This window comes from Burkholderia stabilis (assembly GCF_001742165.1).
GTDB classification, from domain to species: Bacteria; Pseudomonadota; Gammaproteobacteria; order Burkholderiales; family Burkholderiaceae; genus Burkholderia; species Burkholderia stabilis.
Window position 1 is genome coordinate 2,304,599 of record NZ_CP016443.1, and the last position, 25,185, is coordinate 2,329,783.

Here is a 25,185-nt window from a genome sequence, read left to right on the forward strand (position 1 = left end):
ACGCCTCGCGCGCCGCGTGCTAGACCGTCGAATACCCGCCGTCCACCGGCACGACCGCGCCGGTCACGAACGATGCGCCGGGCGAGCACAGGAACAGGATCACTTCCGCGACTTCGTCGGCCGTGCCCCAGCGCCCGAGCGGCGTGCGCTCGAGGATGCGCCGCGATGCCTGTGCGTCGGCCATCAGGCCGGTGCTGAGCGGCGTATCGATCCAGCCGGGTGCGACCGCGTTCACGCGGATGCCGCGATCGGCCCACGCCTGCGCGAGCGAGCGCGTGAGCTGCGCGATGCCGCCCTTGCTCGCGCTGTACGCGGGCCGGTCCTTGCTGCCGAAGTACGTGTACATCGACGCGATGTTGACGATGCTGCCGCCGTTCGCGGACAGCGCCGGTCGCGCGGCATCGGCGGCGCGCATCACCGACGTCAGGTTCACGTTCAGCACGAGCTCGAACTGGTCCATCCGGTATTCGTCCGCGTGCCGGCTGATGCCGACGCCGTTGACGAGCGCGTCGAGCCGCGGCAGCGCGGCGATCGTGCGCGTCAGCGCATCGCTGTCGGTCACGTCGAGCTCCACGCAGCGGATGCCCGGATGCACCGGCGCATGCGGGCCGGCGGCATCGAGCCCGAGCGCGACGACCGACGCGCCGGCTTGCGCGAACCGCAGCGCGGTACGCGCGCCGATGCCCGACGTACCGCCCGTCACGACGACGGACTGGCCGTCAAACGCCCACTGACGACTCATGCTCGACACTCCCGGTGGTGTGTGCGCGCCGGGCCGGCCGTTGCGCGGGTGAAACGAGGATCTTGATCTGCGTGCGATCGGCGAGCAGCGCGTCGAAGCCGTCGGTGACGGCGTCTTCGAGCGACACGGTGCGCGTGACGATCGACGTGAGATCGAGCGCACCCGACGCGACGATGCGCAGCAGGTCTTCGTACGCATGCCGGTAGCCGACGCTCGCAGTGATGGTCAGCTCGTCGTTGACCGCGCGGAACGCGTCGAAGCCCGCGTGCGGCATCAGGCCGACCATCACGACGCGGCCGCCCTTGCGCAGCGCCTGCATCGCCGCTTCGAACGTGGCCGGCAGGCCGGCCGCCTCGAAACTCGCGTCGACGCCGAGCCCGCCGGTGGCCGCGCGGATCGCGCCCTGCAGCGCAGGCGCGTCGAGCGCGCGCGCATCGAGCGCGTGCGTCGCGCCGAAGCGTGTGGCTGCCGCGAGCCGTTCGGGCGACACGTCGACGGCCACGATCGTCGTTGCGCCCTGCAGCTTCGCGAGCATGATCAGCAGCAGGCCGATCGGCCCGAGCCCGAATACCGCACAGGTTTCGCCGAGCCGAAGCGCGCCGCGTCGCAGCGCGTGAAGCGCGACCGCAGCGGGCTCCATCGCCGCGGCCTGTTCGAGGCTCACGCCGTCGGGCAGGCGATGCAGCATGTAGGCCGGCACGACCGCGAAGTCGGCCATCCCGCCGTCGCCCATCAGCCCGGCGAATCCCATCGACACGCACAGGTTGTACGATCCGGAGCGGCAGTACGCGCACTGGTGGCAGCGATATTCGGGCTCGACCGCGACGCGGTCGCCCGCGCGCAGCGCCGTCACGCCTGCGCCGACTTCGACGACGGTGCCGCAGAATTCGTGGCCGAGCGTCAGCGGCGCGGTGCGTTGCGACAGCGGATGCGGCGTGTCGACCGGAATCGCGTGCGGGCCGTCCGCATATTCGTGCAGGTCGCTGCCGCAGATGCCGCAATACGCGACCGCGATGCGCACGTCGCCGGGGCCGACGCGCGGCACGTCGATTTCCACGAGACGGACGTCGCGCGGGCCATGCCATTGAAGGGCTCGCATGTCATCGGCCTCCGAGGTTCTGCGTATCGAGACGGGTCGCGGCGGCGCCGGCGAGCGCGCGCTTGCGCAGCACGGCGGGCGCGGTTTCGACGAGGCCGAACGACAGCACGCACGCGAGGATCGCGCCGGTCGCCGAGGTCCACATCGCGAACTGCAGGCCGTACTTGTCGGCCGCGAAGCCGGCGACGGTCGGCGCGACGAAGCCGCCGATCAGCTCGCCGGCGCCCATGATCAGCCCGAGCGCGCTGGCGATTGAGCGGGGCGGCACCGTTTCGGCCGGGATCGTCGCCATGAACAGCGTGAAGCAGCCGAGGCCCGTGTAGGTCGCGAGCACGAGCACGCAGAGCGCCACCAGCGAATTCGCGTGAATCATCGCGATGGGGCACGCGGCGGCGATCAGTGCGAACACGATCATCGTCGGCTTGCGGCCGATCCGGTCGGAGATCGCCGGCACCGCGAAACCCCAGAACACCCACGCGGCGCCGAGGCAGGTCATCACGACGCCCATGTCGGACGGCGAGAGATGGCGGCTGTCGACGAGGAACACCGGCGCGAACGAGATGATCACGACGAACCACGTGAGGAAGAAGCAGCTGATCAGCACGCAGAGCAGGATGTTGCGTTCCTTCAGCAGCGCCCAGCGGCTGATCGCCGCGCCGACGGTGGCTGGCGCGGCGGCCGTGTCGGCCTGTGCATGCCGCACGCCGCCGGGCGGCACTTCACGCACCCAGCGCCAGATGCAGAACGCGATCAGGAAGCCCGGAATGCACGACACGTAGAACGCCTCGCGCCAGCCGTACGCGGTCGCGATACCGATCACGATCGGCGGGCCGATCATCGCGCCGAGCAGGCCGGCGGCCGAGCCTTGCAGCAGGCCCATGTTCAGCCCGCGGCGGCTCGGCGTCGAACTCTCGACCATCAGTGATTGCGACAGCGGCAGCACCGGGCCTTCGGCGATGCCCATCAGCGCGCGGAACGCGATCAGGCTCGCGAAGCCGCCGACGAGCCCCGACAGCGCCGAGCACACGGAAAAACCGAGCACCGCCGCGATCAGCAGCGGCTTGCGCGTGCCGCGCGCGTCGGACCATGCGCCGGTCGCGGCGCCCGACAGCGCCCACGTGAGCGCGAGCGCGGACGACACCATGCCGAGCTGCGTGTTCGTCAGGTGCAGCTCGGCCGACATGAACGGGAACAGGAACGACAGCGCGAGGCGGTCGAAGAAGACGAAACCGAACGTCATGAACAGGATCAGCAGCAGCCTGTTCTCGTACGTCCATGCGCGTTTGGGGGAGGGGTGGGATGTCATGGCCGGCCTCGTCGCGCGTCAGCGGAACAGCTTCTCGATCGCTTGCGCGCCGAGGCCGACCTTCTCGTAATGCGCCTTGCACATCGCGATGTACGAATGCACGTCGAAGTAGCCGTCGGGGTTGCCTGCCTCGTCGAGCCAGATCAGCGGCCCCTTGACGATGAAGAACGCGCGCATCGGCTCGGGGTGGTCGAACGCGACGAGCGTGTGGCCTTCGCCCGGCGTCTCGTACACGAAATCGCCGCGCGTCGCGGTCCATTCGTGCTCCAGATACCCCCATTTGCCCGACAGCGTGTACGCGAACACCTCGTGCGGGTGATAGTGCCGGTTCACGAGCCCGGCTTCCTTCGCCATCAGGATGTCGCACCATTTGTTCTGCGACGGCGAGATCCACAGCGGCCGCGACGAAACCGTTTCGGTGAACGGAACGTAATAACGCTCGTCGTCGGTGGCCGCGTTCGGGATGTAGGCTTCGGGCAGCGCATCGGGCTTGAACGGATTGGCAATCGGCGGGATGTTTTGCCAGAATTCGGATACGGCTTTGTCGACCACGGTTCGTCTCCTTGTGTATGGGTGTCGTGGGCTCGACTTTAGCCAGCCGGTGCGCGCCGCTCTTGACTGGGCTGGACGAATTGCTTGACCGCGCCGGACATTGCGCTGCACCAGAATCCAGACGAACCATCCCCCAATCCGTGCCGCTCCGCACGACAGGCGCCCGCAGGAGGCGACGTGACGAATTCGACCGTTTTTTCACGCACGCGAGGCTCGACGGCCGACGTGCCGGCGCGCGACAGGATGGCGTATTGGGATGCGTTCAATGCGGCGACGCTGGTCGGTTTGCGCTGCTCGTCGCTGTCGCCCGCGGGGCTCGAAGTGGAGAAGACCGACATCGCGCTGCCGGGCCTCGGCATCGCCGATATCAGCGGCCGGGATCACGTGATCGAGCGCAGCCCCGCGCTGGTGCGCCAGTTGCCGAAGGAGTCGCTGTTCGCGTGCCAGATCCTGAGCGGGCGCGCGTATTTCATCCAGCGTGACCGGTGCCTGCTCGCGGAAGCCGGCGACGTGGTCGTCTACGACACGCGCGTGCCTTATCTGTTCGGATTCCTGACGCCGATGCGGCAATTGCTGATCGATATCCCGATCACGACGTTCGACGACCGGCTCGATGCCGAACTGGCGGCGCTGCCGCTGCGGATCGCACCGAAGCCGGGCGCCGGCGCGATGCTCGGCACGACGCTGCGTGCGAGCGTCGAGCGGTTCATGAAAGAGCCGGTCGAGCAGGACGCCGCGCGTTTTGCCGAGCACACGCGCACGCTGATCGCGGAACTCATCGACGCGGAAGTGAACGGCGCGGGCGCGTCGCGCGCATCGCTGTCGTACCTGCTGACCGCGAAGCAGTACATCGCGACGCATCTCGGCGAGCCGGAGCTCGGGCCGCAGGCCGTCGCCGATGCGGTCGGCCTGTCGTTGCGGCACCTCGGCCGGCTCTTTGCCGCCGAAGGCGAGTCGATCACGCAGCACATCTGGTCGGAGCGGCTGTCGCACGCGCATCGCGAGCTGACGGACGCGCGGCTGCGCAAGACGAGCATCGGCGAGATTGCGTTTCGCTGGGGGTTCTCGAGCCAGGCGCACTTCAGCCGCGCGATTCGCGAGCGCTATGGCGCGTCGCCGATGGCGTTGCGCGACGCGGTGCGTGCGGCGGAACGCTGAGGCCGGCGGCGTGCGGTCGCGGCGGCGCGTGCGTTCCACGCGCCGTTTTTGTTTGCGCGGTTGCGCAGGTGCGCCGCGTCAATCCGCCAGCATGAACGCCGCGCAGCGCTCCGCGATCATGATCGTCGGTGCGTTCGTGTTGCCCGATACGATGCGCGGCATCACCGACGCATCGCAGATCCTCAGCCCGTCGACGCCTTGCACCGCGAGGCGCGGCGTCACGACCGCATGCGCGTCGTTGCCCATGCGGCAGGTGCCGGCCGGGTGGTAGACGGTTTTCGCGCGGCGTCGCACGTAGTCGGCGAGCGCCGCATCATTCAGCGTCTCCGCTTCGCGAACGATGCGCGCGAGCGACGGCGCGCGGATGATCTGCCGCGCGAGCGCGACGCCACGCACGAGGCCCGCGACGTCGGCCGGGTCGGACAGCGCGCCGCTGTCGAACAGGATCGGTGCGGCCGGATCGCTGCCGCGCAACTGCACGGAGCCGCGCGAGCGCGGCCTGAGCAGGCACGGGTTGATCGACAGCCCGTGGCCGGGCAGCGGTTCGCGATCGACGTCGCCGACGAGTGTCGGCAGCACGTGGAACTGGATGTCCGGGCGGCCGCTGCCGGTCGTGTCGACGAACGCGCCGGATTCGACGACGTTCGACGTCAGCAGGCCGGTGCGGCACAGCATCCACTGCAGCCCGTGACGCAACGCTTTCAGCCCGCGATCCTCGCCGAGCAGGCTGACCGGCGCATGGCTGCGGCCGTAGATCGATACCTCGAGGTGGTCCTGGTAGTTCGCGCCGACGTCGCGGCTGTCGTGCAGTACGTCGATGCCGTGCGTGCGCAGGTGTGCGCCGGGGCCGATGCCTGACAGCATCAGCAGCTTCGGCGTGCTCAGCGCACCGGCCGCGAGCACGACGTCCGCGCGCGCGGCGGCCGAACCCGTCGCGCCGCTTTCCGTGCGCCATTCGACGCCGGTCGCGCGCCGGCCGTCGAACCGCACGCGCGTCACGCGGCAGCCGGTCAGCACGCGCAGGTTCGGGTGGCCGATCGCGTCGGCGAGATAGGTGGCCGCCGTGCTGCCGCGCTGTCCGTCGAAGATCGTCGTGTGATAGAAACCGACGCCGTGTTGCGCGGCGCCGTTGAAGTCGTCGTTGTACGCGATGCCGGCTTCCTGTGCGGCCTTCACGAACGCGAGGCTCAGCGGATGCCGGAAGCGCGTGTCGCCGACCTTCAACGGCCCGTCGGTGCCGTGAAACGGCTCGGAGAGCCGCAGGTGCGATTCGGCGCGCTTGAAAACGGGCAGCACGTCGTCCCATCCCCAGCCGGTGCAGCCGAGCGCGGCCCAGTCGTCGTAGTCGTCGCGCGTGCCGCGTACGTACAGCATCGCGTTGACCGAACTGCCGCCGCCGAGCGTGCGGCCCTGCGGCACGTAAGTCTTGCGTCCCGCCGCGCCGGGCTGCGGCTCGCTTTCGAACGTGACCGTGCGCTGCGTGCCGAGCACCCGGATGAACGTCGCCGGAATCCGGATGAACAGGCTGTCGTCCTTCGGGCCGTCCTCGAGCAGCAGCACGCGCCTGCCGGCCTTCACCAGCCGGTGCGCGACCGTGCAACCGGCCGAGCCGCCGCCGACGACGATGTGGTCGTACGTCTCCATCCCGCTTCTTCTCCTTGCTGTCCGGCGGCGGAACGAGTGCCGCCGCGCAAGAAGCCAGCTTAGCGAGCGCCTTGCCACCCCATTTGACCGGGACGGACGCCGTGCTTGCCTCGCCGGGACGCGGTGTCGGGTGGCGGGGCCGGACCGCGCGAGGCTATCGCGCGCTGGTCGGCGCGCGCGTGTCGCTCGGCGTCTCGCCGAAGCGCGCGCGATAGCTGCGGCTGAAGTGCGCGCTGTTGTTGAAGCCCCAGCGGAATGCGATTTCGCTGACCGTCAGGTGCTTCAGCGACCGGTCGCGCAAGTCGGCGCGGCAGCGTTCGAGCCGCCGCGCGAGGATGTAGCGCGTGAGCGGCATCCCTTCGATCTCGAACACGCGCGCGAGCTGGCGCGGCGACAGGTTGATCGCGCGGCTCACCGACTGGCTGTCGAGATCGTCGTCGGCGAGATGGCTGTCGATGAACGCCTTCGCGCGCGACAGCGTGTGGACGGTCGACTTCGTCGGCGACGTGTCGCCGTCGCGCAGCCGCAGCATCGACTGTACGAGATCGAGGATCGCGGCGGCGCGCCGTTCGCGCGCGTCCGGCGCGCTCTCCTGCGGCGCGGCGAGCAGCGCATACACCTGCCGCACGGCCCACGACGCGACACCGTCGCCGCGGTCGATCTTCACGAGGCTGCGATAGCGCCACGGGCCGACGCGCGCCTCGAACACGTCGCGCGGCACGTCGAGCACGGTCATCGCCATGTCGGCGGGAAAGCCGTGGCCGTACGGCATCGACGTGTCGTAGAGCACGAGGTCGCCGGGCGCGTGCTGCATGCAGTCGACGTCCTGGAACGTATAGCCTTGCCCCTCGTGCATCAGGCAGATGAACACGGCATCGCGCTGGTCCGCGTGGATGTTGTGCGGCGTGCGCACGACCGCATGCCGGTTCGCGACGATGTCGCATGCGCTGAACAGCCCGAGATCGCGCTTGCGCAGTGTCGCGTCGATGCCTTCGGACGATTTTCCGCTGCATTCGATCCGCACGAGCGTGCGGGCGACATGGTCGACCCAGAAGTCGATGCGCTCCGCGCCGCGTACGGCGCGCGTCGAGATCGTGTCGATCCCCGTGCTGATGTCCGGCATGACGTTCTCCCAATGACCGCCCGAGCGGCGCAGTCTCGGGCACGTCGAATGCCGGGGTCAATCCGTGAAAGACCGGGGAAATGCGTGTGATGCGCTTGCGGCGGCGCGTTGCGCCCGCGTGGGCGATCGATGTCCGGCTGAGTCAAAAAAAGCGGCCGTATGGATCAAAACGCAGGCGCGAATAACGGCTAGGTTTTTGGGTGCGACACAGGAATGGCCGTGGCGGCGTTTCGTTTCGTCGAAGGCGCAGGCCGGTATCGCCGCTATTTTCAGCACGTGCCAGGATGCGTGAACGCAGGTGGCACAGGCAGGCCGGGCGGATTCACGAGCTTGCGCGATTCCGCCTGGCCGCTTGCCTGCGGCCCCCGACGTCAGGTCGCGCTGGCCTCGTCGATCCGGCGGATGTCGTCCTGATCGAGCCGCACGCGGATCGCTTCGCCGAGCAGGCCGAGCTGCGCGAGCGACGTCGCGCTCGCGATCGGCGCGGTGATCGTCGGCCGCGCGATCTGCCATGCGAGCGCGATCGCGGCCGGTTGCGTGCCGTGCTTCGTCGAGACGGCATCGAGCGCCGCGAGGATGCGCAGGCCGCGTTCGTTGAGATAACCGGCGACGCGATCGCCGCGCACGCTCTTCTTCAGGTCGGCCTCGCTGCGGTACTTGCCCGACAGGAAGCCGCTCGCGAGCGCGTAATAGTTGACGACGCCCAGCTTCAGGTCGCGCACGACCGGTTCGAGATCGCGTTCGTATTCGGCGCGATCGATCAGGTTGTACTCGGGCTGGATCACCTGATACGCAGGCAGGCCGTCGCGTTTGCTGATGCTGGCGGCTTCGCGCAGGCGCGCGCCGCTGTAGTTCGATGCGCCGATGATGCGCACCTTGCCCGCGTCGATCAGTGCCTGGTACGCGCCGAGCGTTTCTTCGAGCGGTGCCGTATCGGCGAGATCGCGATGCGAGAAATACAGGTCGATGTAGTCGGTCTGCAGGCGGCGCAGCGAATCGTCGGCGGCCTTCAGGATGTTGTCCTTCGTCAGGCCCGCGCGCGCGGCCAGCAGGCCGACCTTGGTCGCGATCACGACTTGTTCGCGCTTGCCGGAACGCTTGAGCCATTTGCCGAGGATCGTTTCGGATTCGCCGCCGCTGTTGCCGGGTACCCAGGCCGAATAGACGTCGGCCGTGTCGATGAAGTTGATGCCGGTATCCGCGAGCGCGTCGAGCAGCGAAAACGACGTGTTCTCGTCGACGGTCCAGCCGAAGACGTTGCCGCCGAACGCGAGCGGCGAAACCTGGATATCCGACGTGCCGAGGGTGCGTAGTGCCATGGTGCTCTCCGATATCTGCGGGATGGTGCGATTGAACTGCGGGGAGACGAAGCCGGTCGCGGTGAGACGGCGGCGCGGGTCGCGAGGTTCCGCCGCCGGCGCGCAAATCGCCGTGTTTCCACCACGTTTTGAGGCCGCGCGCCGGCATCGCGGACGACGCGACGCGATCGCGACGAAGCCGTCTGTCAGGGCGCCCGTTCGGAATTCTCACGGAATCCTGCATTTATTACCGATTTGCGGCGCTGCATCAGGTAGTTGACGTCAAGCGTCAACGTTGTCGCGCGGCGTTCTCTACGATATCCTTTCATCCCAAAATCAAGGGAGGCAGCGGGCCGCTGCCATACGAACGAAAAAATCATTCAGAGGCGGTCATGGCTGACCTTGCGGCATTCATTCGAACCCCGTTTTTCCTGCAAGACAAGCGCCTGCTTGCGCTGTCTTTTCCTCACGACGACGCGCCCTCCGTCACCGACTCGTATGGCCGGCATCGTCCGGCGCGGCTGGTCGTCGAGCGTCTCGTCGCGCACGAGGGGCTGGGGATCGACTTCACGTTCGACGTGACGCTGTTGTCCGGCGAGGCGGGCGTGACGCTGGCCGACATGCTCGGCAAGCTGCTCGCGGTGTCGATGGTGCGCCCCGATGGCGGTCTTCGCCATTTCACCGGCTATTGCACGGAGTTCTCGCTCGTCCGCAACGACGATTCGATCGCCGAATACCGCGCGGTGCTGCGCCCGTGGAGCCACTTCCTGAGAACGCGCGTGAACAACCGCCTGTTCCTCGGGCAATCGCTTCAGCAGCAGATCGGCACGCTGCTCGCCGATTACCAGGGGCTCGCACCGTCGTGGGAGTGGCGCGTGCGCGGCGATGATCCTGCGCGAACCATGAACGTGCAGGGCGGCGGGCTCGGCGAAAGCGACTGGAACTACATCGTGCGCCATCTGGAAGCCGCCGGCTGCCTGTACTGGTGGGAGCACGACGAGAAGGGGCTGAAGCTGATCGTCGGCGACGACAGCACGGTGCAGTGCCCCGCCGTCGACGGCCGTTCGCCGGAGATCCGTTTCCAGACGCATGACGGCCCGATGGCCGCGGACGCGATTTCGCAGTGGTCCGCAGTGCGGTCGCTGGCTGCAGGCAGCTATAGCGCGACGGCGTTCGACTTCAAGGCGCCGCATGCCGCCAGTGCGCAGATACCGACGCTGCATCCGTCGGGCGTCGCGCCGCAGGTCGAGCGTCACGAATACGTGGGGCACTATGGTTTCGTGAAGGAAACGCGTTCCGGCGATGCGCTGGCGCGCATGCGGATGGAAGAGATCGAGGCCGCGGCGTCGCGCTTCGATGCGGCCGGCAACCATCACGGCATCCTGCCCGGACGCTGGTTCCAGCTGTCCGACCACTTCAGCACGGCGTCGGGCAGCCCGGAAGATCACCGGTACCTGATTCTCGAAGCCCATCATGAGGCGGCGAACAATTATCTGCAGGCCGACGGCAAGCCCGAGTATCGCAACCGTTTCGTCGCGGGCCTTCGGCACACGCCTTGGCGCCCGGGCCGCGGGTTGAACAGCGAGCCCGTGCGGGTGCTGGCGCCGCAAACCGCGACCGTCGCGGGCGCGAAGGGCGCGGGCAGTGTCGACGTCGACGAATACGGCCGCGTCTGCATCGTGTATCACTGGGATCGCGCGGCGCAGACCAGCGCGCGGATTCGCGTGGCCGCCGGCTGGGCCGGCGGCGAGAAAGGCATGATCGCGCATCCGCGCGTGGGCAGCGAAGTGCTCGTGATGTGTCTCGACGGCAATCCCGACCGGCCCGTCGTGTCGGGCACCACGTACAACGCGGAACGGATGCCGCCGTGGGCGTTGCCCGACCAGCAGGTGCTGACCGGCCTGCGCAGCCGCGAGTTGGGCGACGCCGGCAATGCGGCGGGCGGCCGTTCGAATCACGTGCTGCTCGACGACACGCCGCAGCAGCTCCAGCTCAAGCTGCGCAGCGATACCGACGCCAGCGAACTGACGCTCGGGCACAACGTCCGCATCGACAATACGCAGGGGCGCACCGATCAGCGCGCGCGCGGCTTCGAGCTGCGAACCGACGCGCACGGCGCCGTGCGGGCAGCCAAGGGCCTGCTGGTGACCAGCGAAGCGCGCCCCGACGCGCGCGCCCATGCGACGGACATCGGCGAGACCGTCGCGCGACTCGAGAAGGCGCACGACCTGCACGAATCGCTGTCGGGCTCCGCGCATGACGTGAAGGCGCAGGAGTCCGGCGACCAGGATGCCGTTCATCAGGCGATCAGGACGCAGAACGACGGCCTCAAGGGCACCGGCGGCAATCCGCAGCAGGGCGAGTTTCCGGAGTTTGCGCAGCCGTTCCTGGCATTCGCCAGCCCGGCCGGCATCCTCGCGACGACGACGGGGTCGACCCATGTCGCGAGCGATCAGCACGTCGCGCTGACGAGCGGCGCGCATACGAGCATCGGCGCGGGCCAAAGCATGCTGGTCAGCGCGCAGGAAGCCGTGCGCGTCGCCGCGTTCGAGAAGGGCATCCGGCTCGTTGCGGCCGCCGCCGACATCGACATCCAGGCGCTGAAGGACAGCATCAACGTGCTGGCCAAGCTGGACGTCAAGGTCGATGCGAACCGCATCACGATCACCGCCAAGGAAGAAGTCCTGATCAACGGCGGCACCAGCTACACGCGCTGGAGCGGCGGCGGTATCGTCCACGGGACCAAGGGCGAATGGACCGCGCATGCCGCGTCGCATACGTTCATCGGGCCGGACAGCCTGCCGGTGCCCGCGCGCGCGTTCCCGGGCACCGCGTGCGCGCCGTGCATGGTCAATGCGGCGTCGATGGCGTCGCCATTCGCGGCCAAGGCTTGAAGCAGGGTGCCGAATGACGAATGACCCGATGGCCGCGCAGGCGGCCGATGCCCTTCGTAGCGCGCTGTCGTCGCAGGACGGGTTGCGCGCATACGTGCTGATCGACGGCGCGTTGCTGGACAGCCTGCCGGATGACGAACGGGCCCGGTGGCCGGCGTTCGTCGCCGCGTCGCTGCTGGAGGATGCCGACGACGACGCGCGGGCCGTCGGCCCGCTGCTGTTCGAGTGGCATCCGGCCGGCGGCGCCGAAGCCGAAGCCGAAGCCGACGCCGACGCCGACGCCGACGCAGGGGCGCAGGACCCGACCGATCCGCGCAGCATCCCGTGGTCGGCCGCGAGCGTGCTCGTTTCCCCGCTGCCGTTCGGGCGGCTGGCCGCGCATCTCGCGCCGATGCTGGACGTTCAGCTCGAGCAGATGGAGAGCACGATGCTGATGCGCTTCTTCGATCCGCGCGTGCTGCCGTTCTGGCTCGATACGCTGCCCGCGGCGCATCGCGCGTATCTGGCGCAGGGGGTGCGGCACTGGATTCATCCGGATACCGAACTGAAGATCCGGGCCGCGGACATTGAAGCACCCGCCAACGTCAAGGCCGACGCTGAATTTCCGCTTCAGTTGACCCAGGCTCAGGAGGACGACCTGCTGGCCGCCTGCTATCCGTACACGCTGATCGAGCGGCTACGGACCGAGAAGCCCGCGCTGCTGGCGGCGTTGCCGGCTGGGCAGCACTACGGTTTCGTGCGCGATCAACTGGCGCGATGCCGCGCACACGGTGCGGAAAGCGCGGTGTCGCTGCTGATCTATTGCGAACTGGCGCTGCAGTATGGCCCGCGCTTCGACGAGGACCCGGCGATGGCCGTGGTGTTCGACGCGGTCGCGCAAGGACAGGAATTTCCGCAGGCGCTGGCGCTGGTGCCCGCCGAGGATTGGCGGCGGATGCAGGAAGCGGCAGGCTGATGGCGCGTTCGCGGCGCCGTTCCGACCGGATTTGCGTCCCGGATGCCGCGGGCGCCCCGAATGAAATCGACAGGAAAAGAAGGATGTTCAACATGAACCGCTGCTGGATCACCGTGCTGTCCGTGATGGTTTTTTCCACGGCTGCGTGCAGCAAGGGCGTGAACGATGCCGAAAAGGACAGCCTTGCGCCCGGCGAAGTGAATAAATGGAACGACCCGAACTACGACATCATCACCGCCGGGTCCTTCAACTATACGGACTACGATATTTACGGCGTCTATCTGCTGCCGCCGGACAAGAACAGCCTCGATGACGCGGCAAGCGCCGACGGCGCGCGTGCCACGCCGCGAAGCGCGAAGTACTGGTCGGGTGGCGGCGGTTCGCGCGCGAGTCTCGCGTGGGATTTCCGCTGGAATACGCCGAAGAAGTTCAAGGTGTGGTGGGAGCGGGTGGTCGACAAGCAGGCGATGGAAGCGTCGTCCGCGAATTACGACCCCTACACGCATCGCGAAACCCAGCCGGGCATGGCGTGGTGCGAAGGCGAAATCACGGTCACGCGTGCGCCCGTCAAGGACAAGGCCGGCGGTATCGTGCTGCACTTCTTCCCCGACGGCCGCGTGGAAGGCGACATGGATTTCGAAGCCGACGGCCCGGACCCGAAGGTCGCGCTCGCAAAGCGCGACGCGCAGCGTGTGCTGGCCGGCCGCGCGTGCCTGAAGGAAATTCCGAATCCGTTCTATGGGCGCAAGAAACCGGCCCAGTGGAATTGACGCTGGACGCATAGCCGGAACAGGAGCGTAACTGTCATGAGCAATCCCCCCTCGTTCGACGCATCACCGATCTCACGTCCGTCGAGGACGCCATCCGCACCGGGCATCGCGAGGCGCTCGATCCGGTGCGCGTCGAGCAATGCAAGGAGTGCCCGAAGCCGGTGTGGTTCACGGCGTTCTTCGACGGAACGGGCAACAACTACGGCGCGGACGGCAACGGCTCGACGGATGTCGCGAAGACCAAATACAGCAACATCGCGAAGCTCGCGATGTTTGCGCACGTCCCGTTCAACAAGGCCAATCCGCGCACGATGGGCCGGTATGTCGAAGGCGTCGGCACGCCCTGCAGCAAGGTCGGCGATTCGGGGGATGGCCTCGACGGCGCGCTGGGCATGGCGGCCGCGAGAAAGGGCGAGGCACGCATCCGCTGGATGCTCGCCGAACTCGAAAAGCACGTGACGAACCACATGCCGGCCGTGAGCCAGATCAACGTGGCCGCGTTCGGTTTCTCGCGCGGCGCCACGGAGGCCCGGGCGTTCGTTCGCATGCTGACCGAGCGGCTGTCCGAGAACATCGGCGGCCGGCTCTGGTGGAACAAGCAGAACATGAAGGGGATGCGGCCCGAAGTGGTCGTCTACTTCCTCGGCATCCTGGATACGGTGGCGTCGACGGGCTTCGGCGGCAGCCGCCTGGAGAAGGCGGCGCCCTACATCGTCGGCGGGATCCTCGGGCCGGTTGCCGGCGGGCTGCTCCGCAACATCGACAAGGGCGGTCATGCGGAGTGGGCGAACGACATCCGCATTCCGGACTACGTGCGGCAGTGCGTCCACTATGTCGCTTCGCAGGAAGTCCGGGAGAAATTCCCCGGCGACTCGGTGCGGGAGGACCAGAAGCTTCCGTCGAATTGCCGCGAGGTGTATTACCCCGGCATGCACTCGGATGTGGGCGGCGGCTACGAGCGCAACTATCAGGAAGGGCGAACCAACGAACTGGCCAACGTCCCGTTGAACAATCTCTACATCGAGGCGTGGAAGGCCGGCGTGCCGTTCCGCCCGCCGAAGGACGTGATGGCCGATGCCGGCGGCCTGTTCGCGATTTCAAAGGAACTGGAGGCGGCCTGGAACGTGTACATGGGCCAGGGCAACGAAAGACGCGCGGGCGTGGCGCCGAACAGCGACAGGCTCGAGCCGCAGATCATCTGGCACATGAACCGCTACTACCAGTGGCGCGCCAGCCGCAGCCGGCGCCTGCACGACGGCCGGCTGAAGCCGCCGGGCGGCGTGAATTCCTACATGGCCATTACCGACGGCGAATGGAACGCGGATGCCGAAGACATCCGCGAGGACGCCGGCGGCTTCGTGACGAGCTACGTATCGGAGCAGCACAAGGCCATCGATGTGGCCACGCGGGTCAAGGGCAACTGGCTGGGCGGCATCGATGCGGCGGCGCGCGCGACGTTCGACCAGTTCTTCGATCACTACGTGCACGACTCGATCGCCGGTTTCAAGAAGCAGATGGAAGACGGGCACGTCGGCTTTGCGGAATCGAGCCGCTGGTCGGTGAATCGCCAGTACTTCATGGGCAAGCGCGGCAAGAAGTACCTGTACTGGCGCTACGAAGGCGACAAGGCCGAGCATGCCGCGACGCAATTGGCCAAGGTCGATCCGGCCAAGCAGACCGACCCGGCGGCGGCCAACGAGCCTCAACTCGCCAGCAACCAGCCTGCGGCGACCGGCGGCACGCTGCCTGACGCGACGTCGACGGCCTGACGCCGAACGCGACACCGCCCGCGAATGCGGGCGGTTGAGCTGTCGTCGCGGCAGAGCGGATCTGCTTCTGCCTCTGCCGGGACGCTTCCTTCCTTACCGCAACTGCACGGCCGCGAGAAACAGCACCATGCTGCCGATCGCGCCGTCCAGCACACGCCACGCCACGGCCTTGCGGAACCACGGCGCGAGCAGCCGCGCGCCATACCCGAGCCCGACGAACCACACGACGCTGACCGTCATCGCGCCGATCGCGAACGCGGACCGCGCGCCTTCCGGCTCGCGTGCGCCGGCCGTGCCGATCAGCAGGAACGTGTCGAGATACACGTGCGGGTTGAGCCACGTGAACGCGAGCGTCATTAGCACGACCGCCATCCCGCTTTGCGGCGGCGGCGCGACCGCGTCGCCGCGCACGTCGAGCGTTGCGTGCCCCGGCTTGAACGCACGGCGCAGCGCATTGATGCCGAACCACGCGAGATACGCGAGACCGACATACAGCACCGCGTGAACGAAGGTCGGATAGCGTTCGACGAGCACCGATGCGCCGCCGACGCCCGCGCCGATCAGGAGCATGTCCGACAGCGCGCACAGCAGCACGATCTTGCCGACGTGCGAGCGCATGATGCCCTGCCGGAGCACGAATGCGTTCTGCGCGCCGATGGTGACGATGAGCGACGCGCACAGGGCGACGCCGTGAGAGAAGGCAAGCCAGTTCATGATGGTGACGGCAGTAGACGGAAGGATCGGGTAGCGCTAGTCTGCGGTCAGCATGAAAATAAGAGAAGCTAAATCACCTAATGCGGATTAAGGAAATCTAATGCTCGACTACGCCCTGCTCGATGCGCTCTCGGCGGTGATCCGGTACGGCTCGTTCGAGCGTGCGGCCAGGGAGCTGAACGTCACGCCGTCGGCCGTATCGCAGCGCGTGAAGCTGCTGGAGGAACGCGTCGGCAGCGTGCTCGTCAAGCGCGGGCAGCCGTGCGTCGCGACGACCTCAGGCGCGCTGCTGTGCCGGCATACCGAGCGCGTGCAATTGCTCGAGGCCGAACTGGGCGGCCGGATGCCGGCGTTGCCGGGCCAGATCGCGAGCGCGTGGCCGATGTTGCGCGTGGCCGTCAACGACGACAGCGTCGCCACGTGGTTCATCGACGCGGTGGGGCCGTTCTGCAACGAACGCGAGATGTTGCTCGACCTCGTGATCGACGACCAGGACTACACGGCGTCACGTATTCGCGACGGCAGCGTGCAGGGCGCGGTGACCGCGCAGGCCGAGCCGATCCAGGGGTGCCGTTCGGTGCGGCTCGGGCGCATCCGCTATCGCGCGGTGTGTTCGCCGGCGTTTCACGAACGCTATTTCGGCAAGGGCGTTACGCGCGACGCGCTGCGCCGCGCGCCGTGCGTGATGTTCAATCCGAAGGACGGGCTGCAGGCGCGTTTCATCCGGCGCGTGACGCGAGCGGATCTCGATCCGCCGCAGCACTGGATACCGCACGTCGCGGGCTACCTGCGCGCATGCGAAACGGGGCTGGGATGGGGAATGTGTCCGGACCGGATGGTCGATCGCCAACTGGCGGCGGGTGAACTGGTCGACATGTCGCCGGGACGCACCACCGACATCGATCTCTACTGGCAGAGCTGGCGCCTGTCGATCGGCTGGCTCGACGATTTCAGCGCGGCGCTCAAGGCGCGTGCCGCGCTGTTTCTCGATTGATCGATGGCGGGAGGCGAACCGCACGCGCGCGATGCGCGTGCCGTGCCGTATCAGACCTGATGCAGGCCGTCGAAGTCGACGATCTGGACGTGGCGGCCCTGCATTTCGATCAGGCCGCGCTTCTGGAATTTGGACAGCGTGCGGCTGACCGTTTCGAGCGTCATGCCGAGATAGCTGCCGATATCCTCGCGCGTCATCCGCAGGTTGAATTCCGACGGCGAGTAACCGCGCTTCAGGTAGCGCGACGACACGTCGAGCAGGAACGCGGCGACACGTTCCTCGGCATTCAGCGAACCGAGCAGCATCGTTTGCGACGTTTCGCGCACGATCTGTTCGCTCATCAGCTTGTGCATGCGCAACTGCATCGAGCCGGCTTCCGAGCACAGCGTCTTGAGCGCGCTGTACGGAATCACGCAGACGGAGCTGTCTTCCAGCGCGACCGCGGTGCGCGGATGCGTGTCGTCGCAGATGCCGTCGAGGCCGAGCGCTTCGCCCGCGAGATGCAGGCCCGTGACCTGTTCGCGACCGTCATGGCGCGTCGCGACGGTTTTCAGCGAACCCGAGCGCACCGCGTACAGGTTGTCGAATGCGTCGCCTTCGCGGAACAGCGCTTCGCCGCGCTTGACCGGGCGCGCTGCGCAGATGACCGACTCGAGGCGGCTGAGCGCTTCGGGCGCCAGGCCTTGCGGCATGCACAGATGCCGCATGGCGCACGACGAGCAGTGCGCGGCCTGACGAGGGGCCCAGCTACCGGCATGAGGCGTGGCGGCGGGACGTGTGGCGACGGGCGTCAGCATGATCGTTTTCTCCGGCGTTGAATCGACGGAATCATTGTCCCACCGCAAGTTGCCGCTGTCGGGTGACAAAACGTCGCGACCGCTGCGCATGCCGCGCGCGCGTATGACATCGCAGCGCAGCGGCGTGCGCGGCCGAACGCCGTTCAGGCCGCCGGCTCGTTCGCGTTTGCCGCCGCCGGAATCAGCAGCACGGGCAGCGTTGCGTGCCGCACGCATTGTTCCGCGATGCTGCCGAGCACGAGACGGCGGAACCCGCGGCGGCCATGCGTGCCGAGCACCAGCAGATCGGCGCCGAATGCCGTCGCGCCGTCGAGGATCAGCGACGACACATCGTTGAGCGAGGTTGCTTCGCTCAGCCGCGTCTCGCCTTTCACGCCCGCTGCCTGCATCAGCTGCGTGAAATCCTTCGCGAGCGCGTTGCCCTGTTCGACGAGCTGGTCGCGCAGGATGGACGGATCGTAGCCCGGCACGTTGTAGTAGATCGCGGCGTTCTCGACGACGTAGAACGGCTGCAGCTCGGCGCCGTGCGCTTTCGCGAGCGCCAGCGCGGCATCGAACGCATGGCGGGACGTGTCGCTGCCGTCGACGGCAACCAGAATACGCTTGTACATAGTGTCTCCGAGTGGCGGGTTGAAACGAAGTCGGCCGGATGGCCGATCAGGCTGGGTAGTGCTGCGAGGCAGAGTAAACCAATGGCGGGGACTTTGCAGTGCGGTGCCCGTCGTGCCGCGCAGCCGCGACGCATCAGTCGCTGCGACGCGCGACCATGCGCGCCGCGCATGCTGCATTGCGCGATGCGTGGCCGACGGCGGCTCGCGGCAGCCGGACGCGTGTCGACTGCGAGTGACGATCGTGTCGTCGCAGGGAATGAATGCGCACGCATCGGCATCGCACGTTGCAGATGCAGATGCAGATGCAGATGCAGATGCAGATGCAGACGCAGACGCACGCGCATTGCGGCGCACGCATTCCGCATCGACATGACGTGACAGTCGCACCGATGCGCCGCACGCATCGCCATTCAATCGCAACCGCGCAGTTTCGGCATGACTTCGATCAACGCATGTGCGTTGGCGCGATTCGTTGTGTGCATGATGCTGCCGAAGCCGAAGCCGAAGCCGAAGCCGAAGCCGAAGCCGAAGCCGAAGCCGAAGCCGAAGCCGAAGCCGAAGCCGAAGCCGAAGCCGAAGCCGAAGCCGAAGCCGAAGCCGAAGCCGAAGCCGAAGCCGAAGCCGAAGCCGAAGCCGAAGCCGAAGCCGAAGCCGAAGCCGAAGCCGAAGCCGAAGCGCGGAATCGTCCGCTTGCGCACCGCGCGCGTGCACCGATCCGCAGCGGTCGGCTTTCGACCGATGCCGATCCGCAAACGAACGATCGATTCAAACGCCGCGCCGGCTACCTCGGCACGGACGTCAGCTCGATCACGCGCTCCGGACGCCGTGCATGGCCGGGCCAGTACGCGCTGCCGTACATCCGGTGGACGGGACCGAACAGCGCGTCGCTCGCGGGCGGCGGCACGGTGAAGCCTTTCTCGATCACCGTGTAGCCCGCGCGCAGCGCGAACGCCGGATGGTTACCGCCGACACGGCTGTCGAAACCGGCGAAGCCGTCGCCGGCTTCGGGCATCGCATTGACGAGCGACGCGTTGCTGCGCGTGACCTGGTCGGGCGAGATCGGTCCGCCGCCCGCGAGCAGCGCCGCCTCGCGGTTCTTGCCATCGGTGTCGACCGTGCTGTCATGCGTGTCGTCGTTGTCGAGCTCGACGCTGTGCGGATGCAAACGACCTGTTTGACCGGATGATTCCATCGCGGCTCTCCTGGCGGCGAAGCGGTCCGGATCGAAGCAAATCCCGTTCCGGGTACGACGGGAAAAGGCGCGCGGACGATCGCCGCGGTCGCGCGGCGCGCACTGATTTGTCGTGATTTATTTCAGCTAGAAGACGCGTTTTCTACAGAGTATGATTCTTTTCCTGCGAAGCGGCGACAGGGGATGCGATCTCGCCGCCTCTGCCCGCGCCGGGGCGCCGCAGCACCCTTAAGACGGGTAGTGAACAACAAAGCAAGGGACTAGAGGTGGCGGATTCATGCAAGCGACTACTGCCTTCACGCACCGCGGTTATCTGTTGAATTGCGCGCCCGCACGCGCCAGTGACGGTTCGTTCAAGCCCTACGTCGTGATCTCCCGATCGAGCGACGGGGAGCTCGTTGCGAACCGCTTTTTTCCGATCGAGCTCCAGTTCAACGACGAAGACGCCGCGATCGCGCACGCGCGCGACTGGGCCGTGCGCTGGATCGACGCGAGCAGCATCACGATCTGACGCCGCCGCGTTCCGGCGCCGTCGGCCGTCCGGCCGATTCCCGGCGTGCCGCTCCCGACAGAAAACGCGGTAATCTTGCGGAACCCGTCACTTTATTAGCGGCCGTGCGACCGAGCGCGGCCGCCTGCATTGGCATATGTCGACATCACCCGCCCGTCAGTGGGGCCTCGAAGAAATCGTTGCCGGCTTGCGCGAGTCGCGCGAGGAACTCCATCGCACGCGCCACCCGCGCGGCATCCGCGAACTGCCGTCACGCGACGCGATCTGCAAGATTGTGACCGGCCTGCGCGCGTCGATGTTTCCGACGCACTACGGCGCGCCGGATCTCACCGACGAAAGCGTCGACTACTACGTCGGCCACACGCTCGAAAGCACGCTGCGTGTGCTGTCCGAACAGATCCGGCGCGCGTTGCCGTTTCTGCCCGAGTATGCGGACACGCCGTTCGCGGTGCTCGACGAACGCGCGTTCGAGATCGCGCGCGAGTTCGGCCGCCAGTTGCCGGCGGTCCGCGCGCTGCTCGTCAGCGATATCCAGGCCGCGTACGCGGGCGATCCGGCCGCGCAGCACATCACCGAGATCCTGCTGTGCTACCCCGGCGTGCTGGCGATGATGCACCATCGGCTCGCGCACGCGTTGCACCAGCTTGGCGTGCCGCTGCTCGCACGTTTCATCAATGAAATCGCGCATTCGGCCACCGGCATCGATATTCACCCGGGCGCACGGATCGGCCCGAGTTTCTTCATCGACCACGGCACGGGCGTCGTGATCGGCGAAACGGCGATCATCGGCGAGCGCGTGCGCGTGTACCAGGCCGTCACGCTCGGCGCGAAGAGCTTCCCGGCCGATGGCGAAGGCGCGCTGGTGAAGGGCAACGCACGGCACCCGATCGTCGAGGACGACGTGGTGATCTACGCGGGCGCGACGATTCTCGGCCGCGTGACGATCGGGCGCGGCTCGGTGATCGGCGGCAACGTGTGGCTCACGCACAGCGTGCCGCCCGGCACGAGCGTCGCGCAGGGCAAGGTTCGCGAAGGCGGGAGCGCCGACAAGCCGTAACGCGGTGCGCGCGAAAGGCGAGGGCGTCTTTCGCGCAACGCAACCCGGCGAAGGGCCGCAGCGCATCAGGGCACCGGAGCGGCCGGCGCGCAGCTGCCGATGCACATCGTGTGCGACGCGATGTCCGACCGGCCGAGCGCTCCGGCGAGCGAAGGCGGCGCGCGGCCGCCACGACGCTCGTGTCAGTGCTTGCCGTCGGGCGAGCGGTGCTTGTACAGCACGTCCTGGTCGACGCGGATCAGGTTCTGCCCCGCATCCACCACGAAATCGACGCCGTTGTACGCGTTGCCCGTCAGCAGCAGGATTGCGCTCGCGACATCGTCGGGGCCGGCAATGCGCGCGAGCGGCGTCGACGCGCGGCTCGCGTGTTCGAAGTCGGCCTGCGTCTGGTCGTCGCTCGGCAGCATCAGCCCCGGGGACACCGCGTTCACGCGCAGCACGGGCGCCGACGACAACGCGAGCATCTGCGTGAGATTGCCGAGCGCGGCCTTCGCGACCGTGTAGCTGAAGTGGTCGCGGTGAAAGTTTTCCTTGATCTTCTGGTCGACCACATTCACGACGACACCCTGCGTGCCGGCCGCGCGGGCCCGCTCGTAGAACGCGCGCGTGAGCAGGATCGGCGCGCGGCAGTTGACGGCCCATGCCTGGTCGAACGCCGCGAGGTCGAAGCTCGGGAAATGATCCTGCCAGAACACCGACGCGTTGTTGACGAGCACGTCGAGGCGCCCGAAACGTGCATACACCTGATCGATCAGCGCGGTGATCTGCGCGGCATCCGACAGGTCGGCCTGCAGCGCGATCGAATCGGGCCCGCGTTCGGCGATCGCGCGGGCCGCCGCCTGCGCGGCATCGGCCGAACGGTCGTAGTGCACCGCGGTGCGATAGCCGTGCGCGGCGAAATACTCGGCGAACGCGCGCCCGGCCCGGCGCGCCGCGCCGGTCACGAGCACGACGGGCGCGTGCGCCGTTTGCTTCGTCGACTCCATTACGTGTTCGTCAGGTTGACTGAAGAAGGATTGGCGACGATCGACAGGAATTCGCGCCGCGTCGACGGATCGGTGCGGAACGTGCCGAGCATGCGCGACGTGACCATCTCGACGCCCGGCTTGTGCACGCCGCGCGTCGAGATGCACTGGTGCGCGGCTTCGAGGATCACGCCGACGCCTTTCGGCTGCAGCACGTCGAACAGCGTATCGGCGATCTGCACGGTCATCTTTTCCTGGATCTGCAGGCGCTTCGCGAACGCGTCGACGAGGCGCGCGAGCTTCGAGATGCCGACCACGCGATGGTTCGGCAGATACGCGACGTGCGCGCGGCCGATGATCGGCACCATGTGGTGCTCGCAGTAGCTCTCGAAACGGATGTCCTTCAGCACGATCATCTCGTCGTAGCCATCGACTTCGCTGAACGTGCGCGCGAGGATGTCGCGCGGCTCCAGCGCATAGCCGGCGAAGAACTGCTCGTATGCGCGCACGACGCGCGCGGGCGTGTCGATCAGGCCTTCGCGTGCGGGATCGTCGCCGGCCCAGCGCAACAGCACGCGGACGGCGTCCTCGGCTTCTTCACGGCTCGGTCGGGATGCCGCGGCCGGCTCGGGCCGCACGGTCTTCTTTTTACCCATGTACAGACTCCATCGAATGCAGCCGCCCGAGGCGGCCTGAATCCGGGCATTGTTTCATGCTTTCGCGGGGCGTGCGTGCCGGGCCCCGGCGCTTACTTGGGCCATTCGTCCTGCTCGTCGTTGAACAGCGATGCGACCACGCCGCGCAGCCACGCGGTGCGCGGATCGTTGTGGTACTTGCGGTGCCAGTGCTGCTTCAGGTCGAAGCGCGGCAGCGCGAGCGGCGGCTCGACGGGCACGATGAACGCGTGCTCGGCCGCATACGCATAGCCGATCGCATGCGGCACCGTCGCGATCAGGTCGGTGCGGCTCAGGATGAACGGCAGGCTCATGAAGTGCGGCGTTTCGAGCACCGCGCGGCGCTGCATGCGCTGCTTCGCGAGATATTTCTCGAGCACCTCCTGGCTGCGGCCTTCCGCGCGCACCACCGCGTGCCCGCAGGCGAGGAACTGCTCGACCGTGAACGGCGGCGCCTGTTCGAACGGATGGCCGCGCCGCATCAGGCAGACGAACCGGTGCGTGAACAGACGCTGCTGGAAGAAGTTGTTGCCGTCCAGATCGGGGAAGTAGCCGACCGCGAGATCGATCGACCCGGCTTCGAGGCCGCGCCCGACCTCGTCGTGCGCGAGCGAGACCGAGCGCAGGTTCGCGTGCGGCGCGCGCGTCGCGAACGCCTGCAGCAGCTTCGGCAGGAACACGATCTCGCCGACGTCCGACAGCGCGATCGAGAACGTATGCGTGCTCGCGGCCGGATCGAAGTCGTGCGGCGCGACGAGGCCGCGCTCGATCTGCGCGAGCGCGTCGCGCGCGGCCGGCAGCAGCGCGAGCGCGCGCGGCGTCGGCTCCATCCCGCGCGACGTGCGCACGAACAGCGGATCGCCGAAATACTCGCGCAGCCTGCCGAGCGCCGTGCTCACGCGCGGCTGGCTCACGCCGAGCAGGTCGCCCGCGCGGCTGACGTTGCGCGTGTCGTCGAGTGCGACGAGGTACGGAATGAGGTTGAGATCGAGCGTATCCATCACCGGGCCACTATCTTCAAAACGTATACAACATATCTCCTGAATCGCGTTGCCGCATAGTCGGGAAAGCGCTCAAATGTGTTCCATTACTCGAACCAATGTTCAGGAGACGAACAATGCGCACCCAGGTCGCCATCATCGGCGCCGGTCCGTCCGGCCTTTTGCTTTCCCATCTGCTGCGCCTGCAAGGCGTCGATTCCATCCTCGTCGAAGCGCGTTCGCGCGAATACTGCGAGAACCGCATCCGCGCCGGCGTGCTGGAGCAGGGCACGGTCGACACGCTGAACGAAGCCGGCCTCGGCGACCGGATGCGCCGCGAAGGGCTCGAACATCACGGCATCGAGCTGCTTTTCTCGGGCCAGCGCCACCGCATCGACCTGAGCGCGCTGACCGGCGGGCGCGCGATCACCGTCTACAGCCAGCACGAAGTCGTGCGCGACCTGATCGCGGCGGGCGTCGAGCAGGGCCACGCGATGCACTTCGAAGTCAGCGACGTCGCGCTGCACGATGTCGAAGGCGAGCACCCGTTCGTCACGTTCAAGCACGCGGACGGCCGCGAAGACCGCATCGACTGCGACTACATCGCCGGCTGCGACGGCTTCCACGGCATCGCGCGCCAGATGATCCCGGCCGAGCGGCTGAATACGTTCGAACGCGTCTACCCGTTCGCGTGGCTCGGCATCCTCGCCGACGCGGCGCCGTCGCTCGACGAACTGGTCTATGCGCACCACGACAACGGGTTCGCGCTGTTCTCGATGCGTTCGCCGACGGTTACCCGACTCTACCTGCAGTGCAAGCCCGACGAAAACCTGGCCGAATGGTCCGATGCGCGGATCTGGGACGAACTGCACACGCGCTTTTCGAACGACACCGGCTGGACGCCGACCGAGGGCCGGATCACGCAGAAAAGCGTGACGCCGATGCGCAGCTTCGTGTCGGAGACGATGCAGCACGGGCGCCTGTTCCTCGCCGGCGATGCCGCGCACATCGTGCCGCCGACCGGCGCGAAGGGGATGAACCTCGCGGTGGCCGACGTCCGCGCACTGTCCCGCGCGCTCGGCGCGCGCTACCGGAACGGCGACGCGACGCTGCTCGACACGTATTCCGCGACCTGCCTCGAACGCGTCTGGCGCGCCGAACACTTCTCGTACTTCATGACGAACATGCTGCATTCGTCGCCGGAGGATTCGCCGTTCGTCAATCGCCTGAAGTTTGCCGAACTGAAATACGTGACGCGCTCGCGGGCCGCCGCGCAATCGCTCGCCGAAAACTACGTCGGATTGCCGTTCGACGATGCGACGCCCCCCGAGGCAACCCGCCTTGACAACGCGCTGTGCGCGACTCTATGATCGGCGCATC

At 67.5% G+C, this 25,185-nt stretch carries 24 protein-coding genes; 9 read left to right on the forward strand and 15 right to left on the reverse strand.

Annotated elements, in window-relative coordinates; all coding sequences use genetic code 11:
- Positions 1 to 19: 19 nt before the first annotated feature.
- From BBJ41_RS28150 to BBJ41_RS28165, 4 genes are read right to left on the reverse strand one after another with little or no spacing between them, the layout of a single operon-like run.
- Positions 20 to 742, reverse strand: coding sequence for an SDR family NAD(P)-dependent oxidoreductase (locus BBJ41_RS28150; RefSeq protein ID WP_069749475.1), 723 nt, complete (start codon positions 740 to 742; stop codon positions 20 to 22).
- On the reverse strand, positions 720 to 1,841 hold the full coding sequence (locus BBJ41_RS28155) for a 2,3-butanediol dehydrogenase (protein ID WP_069749476.1): 1,122 nt from the start codon (positions 1,839 to 1,841) through the stop codon (positions 720 to 722). Before BBJ41_RS28155 ends, BBJ41_RS28150 begins: the two co-directional genes overlap by 23 nt.
- 1 nt (position 1,842) lies before the next feature.
- Positions 1,843 to 3,147, reverse strand: coding sequence for an MFS transporter (locus BBJ41_RS28160; RefSeq protein WP_069749477.1), 1,305 nt, complete (start codon positions 3,145 to 3,147; stop codon positions 1,843 to 1,845).
- A gap of 18 nt (positions 3,148 to 3,165) precedes the next feature.
- Positions 3,166 to 3,699, reverse strand: coding sequence for a 2,4'-dihydroxyacetophenone dioxygenase family protein (locus tag BBJ41_RS28165; RefSeq protein ID WP_069749478.1), 534 nt, complete (start codon positions 3,697 to 3,699; stop codon positions 3,166 to 3,168).
- A 177-nt stretch (positions 3,700 to 3,876) separates the two neighbouring features.
- On the opposite strand from BBJ41_RS28165, the gene BBJ41_RS28170 reads away from it, so the two are divergent.
- Positions 3,877 to 4,857 carry a helix-turn-helix domain-containing protein gene (locus BBJ41_RS28170; protein ID WP_069749479.1) on the forward strand — a complete coding sequence of 327 codons (981 nt, stop codon included), beginning with the start codon at positions 3,877 to 3,879 and terminating at the stop codon, positions 4,855 to 4,857.
- A 78-nt stretch (positions 4,858 to 4,935) separates the two neighbouring features.
- On the opposite strand, the gene BBJ41_RS28175 is transcribed toward BBJ41_RS28170, so the two are convergent.
- From BBJ41_RS28175 to BBJ41_RS28185, 3 genes are all read right to left on the reverse strand, one after another.
- A complete protein-coding gene (locus BBJ41_RS28175; RefSeq protein ID WP_069749480.1) occupies positions 4,936 to 6,501 on the reverse strand; it encodes a GMC family oxidoreductase in 1,566 nt (521 codons plus the stop codon).
- Positions 6,502 to 6,655: 154 nt separating this feature from the next.
- Positions 6,656 to 7,624 (reverse strand): helix-turn-helix domain-containing protein, encoded by a 969-nt coding sequence (locus BBJ41_RS28180; protein ID WP_069749481.1) that lies wholly within the window; start codon positions 7,622 to 7,624, stop codon positions 6,656 to 6,658.
- 371 nt (positions 7,625 to 7,995) lie between these two features.
- Complete coding sequence (locus tag BBJ41_RS28185) at positions 7,996 to 8,943, reverse strand: aldo/keto reductase (RefSeq protein WP_069749482.1); 948 nt, start codon at positions 8,941 to 8,943, stop codon at positions 7,996 to 7,998.
- Between the two features lie 371 nt (positions 8,944 to 9,314).
- Between BBJ41_RS28185 and BBJ41_RS28190 the strand changes: the two genes are divergently transcribed.
- The 4 genes from BBJ41_RS28190 to BBJ41_RS28205 all read left to right on the forward strand — a co-directional run bounded on the left by BBJ41_RS28190 (position 9,315) and on the right by BBJ41_RS28205 (position 15,310).
- Positions 9,315 to 11,816 carry a type VI secretion system Vgr family protein gene (locus BBJ41_RS28190; RefSeq protein ID WP_069749483.1) on the forward strand — a complete coding sequence of 834 codons (2,502 nt, stop codon included), beginning with the start codon at positions 9,315 to 9,317 and terminating at the stop codon, positions 11,814 to 11,816.
- A gap of 13 nt (positions 11,817 to 11,829) precedes the next feature.
- Positions 11,830 to 12,771: a DUF4123 domain-containing protein gene (locus BBJ41_RS28195; RefSeq protein ID WP_069749484.1), complete on the forward strand. Its 942-nt coding sequence runs from the start codon at positions 11,830 to 11,832 to the stop codon at positions 12,769 to 12,771.
- 83 nt (positions 12,772 to 12,854) lie between these two features.
- The gene (locus BBJ41_RS28200) at positions 12,855 to 13,541 is read left to right on the forward strand and encodes a DUF3304 domain-containing protein (RefSeq protein WP_236872076.1); all 687 of its coding nucleotides are present in this window, start codon (positions 12,855 to 12,857) and stop codon (positions 13,539 to 13,541) included.
- Positions 13,542 to 13,666: 125 nt separating this feature from the next.
- The gene (locus BBJ41_RS28205; protein WP_236872077.1) at positions 13,667 to 15,310 is read left to right on the forward strand and encodes a T6SS phospholipase effector Tle1-like catalytic domain-containing protein; all 1,644 of its coding nucleotides are present in this window, start codon (positions 13,667 to 13,669) and stop codon (positions 15,308 to 15,310) included.
- Between the two features lie 93 nt (positions 15,311 to 15,403).
- Here the strand turns inward: BBJ41_RS28205 and BBJ41_RS28210 are convergent, their stop codons facing one another.
- On the reverse strand, positions 15,404 to 16,024 hold the full coding sequence (locus BBJ41_RS28210; protein ID WP_069749486.1) for a LysE/ArgO family amino acid transporter: 621 nt from the start codon (positions 16,022 to 16,024) through the stop codon (positions 15,404 to 15,406).
- A gap of 100 nt (positions 16,025 to 16,124) precedes the next feature.
- Between BBJ41_RS28210 and BBJ41_RS28215 the strand changes: the two genes are divergently transcribed.
- A complete protein-coding gene (locus tag BBJ41_RS28215; protein WP_069749487.1) occupies positions 16,125 to 17,018 on the forward strand; it encodes a LysR family transcriptional regulator ArgP in 894 nt (297 codons plus the stop codon).
- 50 nt (positions 17,019 to 17,068) lie between these two features.
- Here the strand turns inward: BBJ41_RS28215 and fnr are convergent, their stop codons facing one another.
- The 4 genes from fnr to BBJ41_RS28235 all read right to left on the reverse strand — a co-directional run bounded on the left by fnr (position 17,069) and on the right by BBJ41_RS28235 (position 19,618).
- Positions 17,069 to 17,815: a fumarate/nitrate reduction transcriptional regulator Fnr gene (gene fnr / locus BBJ41_RS28220; protein WP_047902056.1), complete on the reverse strand. Its 747-nt coding sequence runs from the start codon at positions 17,813 to 17,815 to the stop codon at positions 17,069 to 17,071.
- Between the two features lie 143 nt (positions 17,816 to 17,958).
- Positions 17,959 to 18,426 carry a universal stress protein gene (locus tag BBJ41_RS28225; RefSeq protein WP_069749488.1) on the reverse strand — a complete coding sequence of 156 codons (468 nt, stop codon included), beginning with the start codon at positions 18,424 to 18,426 and terminating at the stop codon, positions 17,959 to 17,961.
- Positions 18,427 to 18,836: 410 nt separating this feature from the next.
- Complete coding sequence (locus BBJ41_RS40690; protein WP_156814880.1) at positions 18,837 to 19,124, reverse strand: hypothetical protein; 288 nt, start codon at positions 19,122 to 19,124, stop codon at positions 18,837 to 18,839.
- An 83-nt stretch (positions 19,125 to 19,207) separates the two neighbouring features.
- On the reverse strand, positions 19,208 to 19,618 hold the full coding sequence (locus BBJ41_RS28235) for a DUF3005 domain-containing protein (RefSeq protein ID WP_069749489.1): 411 nt from the start codon (positions 19,616 to 19,618) through the stop codon (positions 19,208 to 19,210).
- Positions 19,619 to 19,895: 277 nt separating this feature from the next.
- Between BBJ41_RS28235 and BBJ41_RS28240 the strand changes: the two genes are divergently transcribed.
- Positions 19,896 to 20,129, forward strand: coding sequence for a hypothetical protein (locus BBJ41_RS28240; RefSeq protein ID WP_048250603.1), 234 nt, complete (start codon positions 19,896 to 19,898; stop codon positions 20,127 to 20,129).
- A gap of 136 nt (positions 20,130 to 20,265) precedes the next feature.
- Entirely contained in the window at positions 20,266 to 21,186 is a 921-nt protein-coding gene (gene epsC, locus BBJ41_RS28245; protein WP_069749490.1) for a serine O-acetyltransferase EpsC, read from the forward strand.
- A gap of 182 nt (positions 21,187 to 21,368) precedes the next feature.
- On the opposite strand, the gene BBJ41_RS28250 is transcribed toward epsC, so the two are convergent.
- From BBJ41_RS28250 to BBJ41_RS28260, 3 genes are all read right to left on the reverse strand, one after another.
- Positions 21,369 to 22,172 carry an SDR family oxidoreductase gene (locus BBJ41_RS28250; protein WP_069749491.1) on the reverse strand — a complete coding sequence of 268 codons (804 nt, stop codon included), beginning with the start codon at positions 22,170 to 22,172 and terminating at the stop codon, positions 21,369 to 21,371.
- Positions 22,172 to 22,807, reverse strand: coding sequence for a GTP cyclohydrolase I FolE (gene folE / locus BBJ41_RS28255; protein ID WP_069749492.1), 636 nt, complete (start codon positions 22,805 to 22,807; stop codon positions 22,172 to 22,174). The genes BBJ41_RS28250 and folE overlap by 1 nt, the downstream gene beginning before the upstream one ends.
- A gap of 92 nt (positions 22,808 to 22,899) precedes the next feature.
- Positions 22,900 to 23,826 (reverse strand): LysR family transcriptional regulator, encoded by a 927-nt coding sequence (locus tag BBJ41_RS28260; RefSeq protein ID WP_069749493.1) that lies wholly within the window; start codon positions 23,824 to 23,826, stop codon positions 22,900 to 22,902.
- 116 nt (positions 23,827 to 23,942) lie between these two features.
- Between BBJ41_RS28260 and pobA the strand changes: the two genes are divergently transcribed.
- Entirely contained in the window at positions 23,943 to 25,175 is a 1,233-nt protein-coding gene (pobA, locus tag BBJ41_RS28265; protein ID WP_069749494.1) for a 4-hydroxybenzoate 3-monooxygenase, read from the forward strand.
- Positions 25,176 to 25,185: the final 10 nt, after the last annotated feature.

Excerpts from the sequence above, each read along its gene's own strand:
- BBJ41_RS28150 (WP_069749475.1), bottom strand. The coding sequence starts at position 742 with ATGAGTCGTCAGTGGGCGTTTGACGGCCAGTCCGTCGTCGTGACGGGC.
- BBJ41_RS28155 (WP_069749476.1), bottom strand. The coding sequence starts at position 1,841 with ATGCGAGCCCTTCAATGGCATGGCCCGCGCGACGTCCGTCTCGTGGAA.
- BBJ41_RS28160 (WP_069749477.1), bottom strand. The coding sequence starts at position 3,147 with ATGACATCCCACCCCTCCCCCAAACGCGCATGGACGTACGAGAACAGG.
- BBJ41_RS28175 (WP_069749480.1), bottom strand. The coding sequence starts at position 6,501 with ATGGAGACGTACGACCACATCGTCGTCGGCGGCGGCTCGGCCGGTTGC.
- BBJ41_RS28180 (WP_069749481.1), bottom strand. The coding sequence starts at position 7,624 with ATGCCGGACATCAGCACGGGGATCGACACGATCTCGACGCGCGCCGTA.
- BBJ41_RS28185 (WP_069749482.1), bottom strand. The coding sequence starts at position 8,943 with ATGGCACTACGCACCCTCGGCACGTCGGATATCCAGGTTTCGCCGCTC.
- BBJ41_RS28190 (WP_069749483.1), top strand. The coding sequence starts at position 9,315 with ATGGCTGACCTTGCGGCATTCATTCGAACCCCGTTTTTCCTGCAAGAC.
- BBJ41_RS28195 (WP_069749484.1), top strand. The coding sequence starts at position 11,830 with ATGACGAATGACCCGATGGCCGCGCAGGCGGCCGATGCCCTTCGTAGC.
- BBJ41_RS28200 (WP_236872076.1), top strand. The coding sequence starts at position 12,855 with ATGTTCAACATGAACCGCTGCTGGATCACCGTGCTGTCCGTGATGGTT.
- BBJ41_RS28210 (WP_069749486.1), bottom strand. The coding sequence starts at position 16,024 with ATGAACTGGCTTGCCTTCTCTCACGGCGTCGCCCTGTGCGCGTCGCTC.
- BBJ41_RS28215 (WP_069749487.1), top strand. The coding sequence starts at position 16,125 with ATGCTCGACTACGCCCTGCTCGATGCGCTCTCGGCGGTGATCCGGTAC.
- fnr (WP_047902056.1), bottom strand. The coding sequence starts at position 17,815 with ATGCTGACGCCCGTCGCCACACGTCCCGCCGCCACGCCTCATGCCGGT.
- BBJ41_RS28225 (WP_069749488.1), bottom strand. The coding sequence starts at position 18,426 with ATGTACAAGCGTATTCTGGTTGCCGTCGACGGCAGCGACACGTCCCGC.
- BBJ41_RS28235 (WP_069749489.1), bottom strand. The coding sequence starts at position 19,618 with ATGGAATCATCCGGTCAAACAGGTCGTTTGCATCCGCACAGCGTCGAG.
- BBJ41_RS28240 (WP_048250603.1), top strand. The coding sequence starts at position 19,896 with ATGCAAGCGACTACTGCCTTCACGCACCGCGGTTATCTGTTGAATTGC.
- epsC (WP_069749490.1), top strand. The coding sequence starts at position 20,266 with ATGTCGACATCACCCGCCCGTCAGTGGGGCCTCGAAGAAATCGTTGCC.
- BBJ41_RS28250 (WP_069749491.1), bottom strand. The coding sequence starts at position 22,172 with ATGGAGTCGACGAAGCAAACGGCGCACGCGCCCGTCGTGCTCGTGACC.
- folE (WP_069749492.1), bottom strand. The coding sequence starts at position 22,807 with ATGGGTAAAAAGAAGACCGTGCGGCCCGAGCCGGCCGCGGCATCCCGA.
- BBJ41_RS28260 (WP_069749493.1), bottom strand. The coding sequence starts at position 23,826 with ATGGATACGCTCGATCTCAACCTCATTCCGTACCTCGTCGCACTCGAC.
- pobA (WP_069749494.1), top strand. The coding sequence starts at position 23,943 with ATGCGCACCCAGGTCGCCATCATCGGCGCCGGTCCGTCCGGCCTTTTG.